Here is a 6,697-nt window from a genome sequence, read left to right on the forward strand (position 1 = left end):
GGAGGTGAAGGTGGTTTTGTAGAGGATAAAACCTCCGCGGGTGAGCTCAAAATATTCTCTCACCGGACCTTTTTCGACCGATTGGTATATTGATAAACAACTTCATCCTCCGCTTCCTCCTCAGTGAAATGCTTGACGAGTCTGTTAGTGGAGTAATGTAAAGTAATTTTAATAGGTTCAACTTGATTTTAATGGTAGCATAGAACAGATAGGACATGCAGATTTATCCACCACCATGATTTATACTCACATTGTTGATGATGAGATGGAGGAGGCACTTAAGAATTTTAGGAATGGGAAGGTAACTGGGTGAATTGCAGGCAGTGTATCGGAATATATCGGCAAATCTTCTTTCTAAGCTGTGGTATAGGACATGGATCGGAGATATAAGCGGGTTAATTTTATATAAGCAGTTATCTTGCAGGTATTTTATGAATTGAATAGAAATTTTGCTATTTGTTTAAATTGGCAGAAACAAAGTAATATCCCAACAAAAGATGGATTTGAACTTTTTCTAGCTTAAAATGTTTGACTATTTATGACTAATTAGTTATAATATCTATAGGTAATAGAAAGAAGGAATGAGAAATTGTAACCATGAAAAGAATTAAATTTCTAGTGGAAGAGGACAAAGATGTAATAAATGAATTTCTTAAAGAACTTGATCTAAAGGAAGTTGAAAAGATAAAAAGAAACATAAACTTATTGAATGATTTAGGATTTGAGAAACTGATCAATACAGAAATGGTGGGTGGAGTCAAGGGTTATGATAACCTATGGTATTTCAGAGCCAAGTATAGGAAAAATATATTTAGAATCTTTTTCTTCAGGCACAGGCTGAAATCTATTGAAGTTTATATTCTCCTCCATGGTTTTAGAAAGAAGACAGATGAATTGCCTGAATCAGAGATAAAAACTGCTGTAAAAAGAAAGAAAAGTTTGCTTGAGGACTTGGAGGATTGAGCAAAGGGAGGTGAAGGAAAATGGGAGATATGGAGATAAGAGATATGAGTGAAGCGATAGATGTTCTGGTGGAAGAAAGGCCAGAGCTGAGAGAAGTATTTGAAGGAGAAGACCCGGTTTATGAGCTGAGAAAGAAGATACTTGAGTTAAGGCTGGAGAAAGGTTATTCTCAGGAGGAGCTGGCTAAAAAGGCTGGAACAAAACAGGCTGTAATATCCAGAATCGAAAATGGAGAGAGTGAGCCCAGGATTGACACGGTAATTAGAATAGCCAAGGCTTTAGATAAAAAGATAAAAATTGAACTGGTTTGATCTGGATTGAAATATAATGTTTCTGAGCTTACAAAACAGATTCAAATAACAAGAGCTGGAGGTTAATTTTCCTCCAGTTTTTTTAATTTTCTCTTCCAAAATGCTCTCTTCCATTATCGTGTATAATACCCGAATATAATTGATTTTTGCCTTCGAGTAGGATACCCTTAATATAGTAGTGAATAACACCCTATATTCCTCATTATAGGGTTTTAAACACAAAACGGCTGTTTTTACCATCATCTTCCATATTAACTTCATATCTCGTATTATCGATAAAAAAAGAAGGGGGACAAAATCGTGCCCAAAAGAAAAATACCTGATGTGTTATCTGAGGAAGAGCAGAAGAAAATTTTAGGTGTTTTCAATGAAAGATATTTTTCCTCGCAGCGAAATAAGATGATGATTAAATTAATGCTGGATGCCGGTCTCAGGTTATCGGAAGCTATCAACCTCAGCTGGCAGGATGTGAATCTGCAGACGGGTGAGATTAAAATTAGAGAAAGCAAAAACGAAAAGGGAAGAATTGTCTGGCTGAATGAAGAAACTTTAGAAAAACTTAAAAACTGGCGCCGGAGACAAAATGAAGAATTAGAAAAAGAAGTGGATTTAGTTTTTACCACCAAAACGGGCAATCAATTAAATCCCAGGAATGTAAGGTCGATGGTATATAACTATACTGAAAAAGCGGGGATCACTAATAAAGATGTAAGCCCGCACACTTTCCGGCACACATTTGCGACTGATCTTTACCGCAGGACCAAAAATTTGCGGCTGGTTCAGAAGGCGCTGGGGCATGCTGACATTTCAACAACGCAGATATACACGCATATAGTGGATGAGGAGATGGAGGAGGCTATGAAGAATTTTCGTGGTGGAGAAAGAGATTAAAATATATCTATGATTAACCTAATGCTGACACATAATTCGATATTAGGGTTGAAAAAGCACTGATAGGACGAAGACGAGGTTATTACAGTTCATATATCGATAGTTAGCGGCAAATCTTTTCTGCAGGTTGTAGTTTAGGTCATTGCGCGGAAATATAAGCAGATAGATTTTTTATGATTAACTACCATGAAGAAGGAAAAGACTTCATAAAAAATTAAAGCTCAAGCTCCCTGAGACTATAAAATTAATATCTCTAATTTTTTGACTTGTCAGAAACAGTGCAAGCGGTTAGAAAAATAAAAATCTCAATTATAAGCAAGTATATTATAAAGGATTTACCAGGTCTATATTGAATTATGATATAACAATTCATTCTAAAGTAATTACAAGTATTCCAATATTTTTGATATTTACAGTAGTATTTATATTTTGAAAAGATGGATAGTCACAGAAATATTAAGGAAAGAGGGGTGAATCATAATGATTAAAAAATCAATACTATTTTCATTGGTGATTATATTTTTATTTACAAGCACCTCTTTAGGTTTTGAACAGGTTACAGGTAGCGAATGGCATGAGTTTAGCCAGGAAGAAAAAGAAAGATATGTTGAAGGTTTTATAGACACTTATAATTTTATATATATACTAATGGGAGCAGACAGATTTTTCGGAGATGTTGATATTGAATTAGTAATTAAACGAGCTAAAAGAGATGGGATACTATTTGAAGAGGAAGAGATTGAAGAATTGGTAGCCGAATTTGATAAGGAATTGGGGGAAGATGAGACTATTAAAGATTTATATATTCGAGAAGTATTAGACTTTGAGATGCCAAATTAGCAAATTTATATTCCCATCAAAAAATGAATCAGCAGGGTCTATAGTAAACAGATTATTAAAAGACAGCAATTAAGAATCTGAGATGAATATATGAGAGAATTTGTTATAGCCATTTTATTTTTACTTTTGATATTACTTGTTCTGTGGCAGACATTAAATAAAACCAGAGATGAGGAAGCTATTCTCGATAAACTCAAGGCTATATTTGGGGACCTGTTTTAGTACTTTAGAAAAACAATAGGTATAAATATTACTCATTTTTTCATATCCGTTATAATGTTTCTGCCTCTTCAAACTTCTACATGAAAATTTAAAGGGCTTTTGACTTTTATTTCGCAAAATCAGCTCTGGATAGTTCAATTATTTGATTTCTGATTCTTTTTAATTTTAGTCTTTTGAATAACCATAAAACTGTTAAATCGATTTTGGAATGTAGACTCTTTACTTCTTGCAGAACACTTTTTGCCACGAATATTTCTATCCCATTGTATTTTTGGTAGTTAAAGCGATCCAGATTTTTTTCTGAAGGTCTTTTTTACCCGTACCACGGGTTTTTGGTGGTCATTTCAACCTCCTACCTGAAGCAGGAGCGCTAACTCTTCAATGTCTTTGCTGCTTATATAATTTTGGGCTGAATTGCTCCTTTGAATAATATTTCTGAACCTTCAGGAAAAATTTTAAATATTATATTGTTGTACTATCTTCGATAATAATTAAAATTTGCGTAAAATGAACGTTCCCCGCAATTTATCTTTTCAAACCTATTCTAAATTTAATACTTTTTTTTGAGTTCTTTGCTGACTGGAGTTAATAGCTCCAGCCTTTTTATTTCACCCATACTTTTATAAAATAAACATTACACATAATCTCCTGTTTTACGCCATTTTATCTTTCCTGTCCATTTTAATTACTGAACAAATTAAAAAAACTGGCCTGTTAAGCCAGCTCTTATCAAAACTATTCCCTGCTTGTTTAGGTCCAGGGTTTTTCATTTTATTTTTGCGCTCCACCAAAAAATCAATTGCCGGCAGGCTCTCGATCAAAAATTATTATCTTTCGAAAGATCCTCAGCTGGTTGGGTCATCTCTTCAGGGTTAACATGGTCTTCAAATTCTTCTTCTGTCAGATAACCCAGCTTCACCGCCGCTTTTTTCAAGGTTATTTCCTCTTCATGGGCTTTTTGAGCAATTTCAGCTGCTTTATCGTAGCCCACAACAGGATTCAATGCCGCGACCAGCATCAGGTTATTCTGCAGATACTGCTGAATTTTTTCCCGGTTGGGCTCTATACCGACCACACAATTTTCTGTAAAGGATCTGCTGGCATCGGCCAGCAGCCGGACACTCTGCAGAAAATTATAGATAATTATCGGCTTGCAGACATTCAACTCGAAATTGCCCGAACCTCCGGCGATATTTATGGACGTATCATTCCCCATTATCTGAATGCAAACCTGAATTAAAGCCTCTGCCTGGGTGGGATTGATTTTGCCGGGCATAATTGAGCTTCCCGGTTCATTCGCCGGCAGATTAATCTCCCCGATCCCGCAGCGAGGACCGGAAGAAAGCCATCTGATATCATTGGCAATTTTCATCAAACTGCCCGCTGCTGTTTTTAAAGCCCCGCTTGCTTTTACAATATCATCATGAGCTGCAATGGCTTCAAATTTATTGGAAGCACCGACAAAATCTATTCCGGTCAGAGAGGCTATTTTATTGATCACTTTTTCCTCATATTCTTCATGAGTATTTAAACCTGTACCCACGGCGGTTGCTCCCAGGGCCAATTCCTTTAGATGCGGGAGAGCATCCGCAATCGCTTCCAGCCCATGTTCTAGCTGACTGGCATACCCGGAAAATTCCTGCCCCAGGGTAACCGGGGCTGCATCCATGAGATGAGTCCGGCCCGTTTTGACAATCTCTGCAAATTCTTCCTCCTTCTCCTGCAGTGCTTCTTTTAAAGTTTTTAGGGCAGGAATCAACTCATTCTGGATCAATTTAACGGAAGCAATCGACATGGCTGCGGGAAAAGTATCGTTGGATGATTGAGACATATTAACATGATCATGGGGATGAATGGGATCTTTGCTGCCAATTTCCCCTCCGGCGAGCTCGATAGCCCGGTTGCTGATTACCTCATTGACATTCATATTGGTCTGGGTGCCGGAACCGGTCTGCCACACGGCCAGAGGAAACTGATCATCCAGCTCACCGGCGATCAATTCCCCGCACACTTCTACAATTAAATCTTTTTTCTCTTCTGCCAGAAAACCCAGCTCATAATTCGTCAGGGCTGCCGCTTTTTTAACGATTCCAAAAGCTCTTATAACCGGCAGAGGAATCGTTTCTGTACCGATATTAAAATTCTTCGAAGCTCGCCGGGTTTGAGCACCATAATAAACATCCTGCGGCACCTTTACTTCTCCTAAACTATCTTCTTCTGTGCGATATTTCATTATTACTCCTCCCCAGCACTCTCTCTGGCAAAGCCATATTGTTCTTTCTTATTCTACATTCTACAAAACTGCCGGAGAAAAATCCAGAAATTTAAAGGAATTCAGGCTATTCTATGACAAACTGGATTTCCATCTCCTGCTCTTTACATATCTTTCAAAATATTGATAAGGTAATTATAAGATGCAGGTCAGCTGATTTTTGGAAGCGAATCGTGATATCCCTGCAGTGAAAGGGTGATTATAAGAAGATGAATTTATATTTTAGATGTGATATTATTTGGGCAGAAAGTAAAGATATGAGGGAATAAAGAGGAGTGATTAAAATGGTAAGAACAATAAGCAAACAAGAGATTGATGAATATATAACAGAAATAGTAAATGTAGTAGAGAATTCTAAATCTATTAAGAAGACCAGTCGCAAAATAAATGATATATTATCAGATAGAAAAATGCCTATAGATATAATCGTTTGTTCTGAAGAAGATTTGCTGGCAGCAGAGACATTGCTTGATTCCCCAGAAAACAGATATCCAATGCTTACAGCAATAATAGGTTTTCACAGCCAGCAATGCATAGAAAAATGCTTAAAAGCAATTTTATCTTTTAAAGAGATAGATTTCAGGTGGAGTCATGATTTATATTTCCAAATTCTTCAAAAGGCTCTACTCAAACGACCTTATTTGCAGGGTTGTATTATATACAATTATAATGTACAATATAAATATGCAATATGAAAACACAATTATTATAAGGAGGTTACTGATATGCCCAGCACAGAAAAGAAGAATCACACTTTTTTTCTGCCAGAAGAGCTTGTAAATAAATACCGCAAATATTCCGAGCAGGATTATATATCGTCAATGAACGAGGGAGTGCGGAGGGCCATGGAGGAGTTTTCTCAAGAAATAGAAAAGGAAATTCTCCGTCAAAAGATGGAGGAAGCTGCAGAGGATCCTCAGTTTATGGAAGATCTTGAAAACACTATGAAGGCTTTTAAACATGTCGATTCAGATACGGCCAGGGAGTTGGCGGACTAATGGCTGATTATCAGTGGAAGACCTTTTGGGCCGATCTTGAGCCAACTCGAGGTTCTGAACAGGCAGGCACCCGTCCAGTATTGGTGATATCTTCAGAGGCAGTAAACCAGGCTTTACCGATCGTGACTGTTCTCCCATTAACCACTGCTGGGGAAGAAAGAAAGATTTATCCTACAGAAGCGCTTTTGCCAGGGGAAAAA

Annotated in this window: 9 protein-coding genes; 7 read left to right on the forward strand and 2 right to left on the reverse strand. The window is 37.1% G+C overall.

The genetic code is table 11. From position 1 onward, the window contains the following. Positions 1 to 597: 597 nt before the first annotated feature. The 4 genes from BLT15_RS12555 (at position 598) to BLT15_RS12570 (ending at position 3,005) form a co-directional block, all read left to right on the forward strand. Positions 598 to 963: a type II toxin-antitoxin system RelE/ParE family toxin gene (locus BLT15_RS12555; RefSeq protein ID WP_089762354.1), complete on the forward strand. Its 366-nt coding sequence runs from the start codon at positions 598 to 600 to the stop codon at positions 961 to 963. Between the two features lie 20 nt (positions 964 to 983). Further along, the gene (locus tag BLT15_RS12560; protein ID WP_089762356.1) at positions 984 to 1,274 is read left to right on the forward strand and encodes a helix-turn-helix transcriptional regulator; all 291 of its coding nucleotides are present in this window, start codon (positions 984 to 986) and stop codon (positions 1,272 to 1,274) included. 300 nt (positions 1,275 to 1,574) lie between these two features. Further along, positions 1,575 to 2,165, forward strand: a complete 591-nt coding sequence (locus tag BLT15_RS12565) for a tyrosine-type recombinase/integrase (RefSeq protein WP_089762359.1) — start codon at positions 1,575 to 1,577, stop codon at positions 2,163 to 2,165. A 480-nt stretch (positions 2,166 to 2,645) separates the two neighbouring features. Further along, a complete protein-coding gene (locus BLT15_RS12570) occupies positions 2,646 to 3,005 on the forward strand; it encodes an HMG-box domain-containing protein (RefSeq protein WP_089762361.1) in 360 nt (119 codons plus the stop codon). Between the two features lie 875 nt (positions 3,006 to 3,880). Here BLT15_RS12570 and BLT15_RS13355 read toward each other — a convergent pair. Further along, the gene (locus tag BLT15_RS13355) at positions 3,881 to 4,048 is read right to left on the reverse strand and encodes a hypothetical protein (protein WP_159429962.1); all 168 of its coding nucleotides are present in this window, start codon (positions 4,046 to 4,048) and stop codon (positions 3,881 to 3,883) included. Beyond that, the gene (gene fumC / locus BLT15_RS12575; protein ID WP_089762363.1) at positions 4,045 to 5,460 is read right to left on the reverse strand and encodes a class II fumarate hydratase; all 1,416 of its coding nucleotides are present in this window, start codon (positions 5,458 to 5,460) and stop codon (positions 4,045 to 4,047) included. The genes BLT15_RS13355 and fumC overlap by 4 nt, the downstream gene beginning before the upstream one ends. A 323-nt stretch (positions 5,461 to 5,783) precedes the next feature. Between fumC and BLT15_RS12580 the strand changes: the two genes are divergently transcribed. The 3 genes from BLT15_RS12580 to BLT15_RS12590 all read left to right on the forward strand — a co-directional run. After that, the gene (locus BLT15_RS12580) at positions 5,784 to 6,194 is read left to right on the forward strand and encodes a HEPN domain-containing protein (protein ID WP_089762366.1); all 411 of its coding nucleotides are present in this window, start codon (positions 5,784 to 5,786) and stop codon (positions 6,192 to 6,194) included. A gap of 30 nt (positions 6,195 to 6,224) precedes the next feature. Further along, positions 6,225 to 6,497, forward strand: coding sequence for a hypothetical protein (locus BLT15_RS12585; protein ID WP_089762368.1), 273 nt, complete (start codon positions 6,225 to 6,227; stop codon positions 6,495 to 6,497). Next, a partial coding sequence (locus tag BLT15_RS12590) for a type II toxin-antitoxin system PemK/MazF family toxin (RefSeq protein WP_143423101.1) occupies positions 6,497 to 6,697 on the forward strand: 201 nt, incomplete at its 3' end. The genes BLT15_RS12585 and BLT15_RS12590, both read left to right, overlap by 1 nt.

The sequence above is a fragment of the Halarsenatibacter silvermanii genome (genome assembly GCF_900103135.1).
GTDB classification, from domain to species: domain Bacteria; phylum Bacillota; class Halanaerobiia; order Halanaerobiales; family Halarsenatibacteraceae; genus Halarsenatibacter; species Halarsenatibacter silvermanii.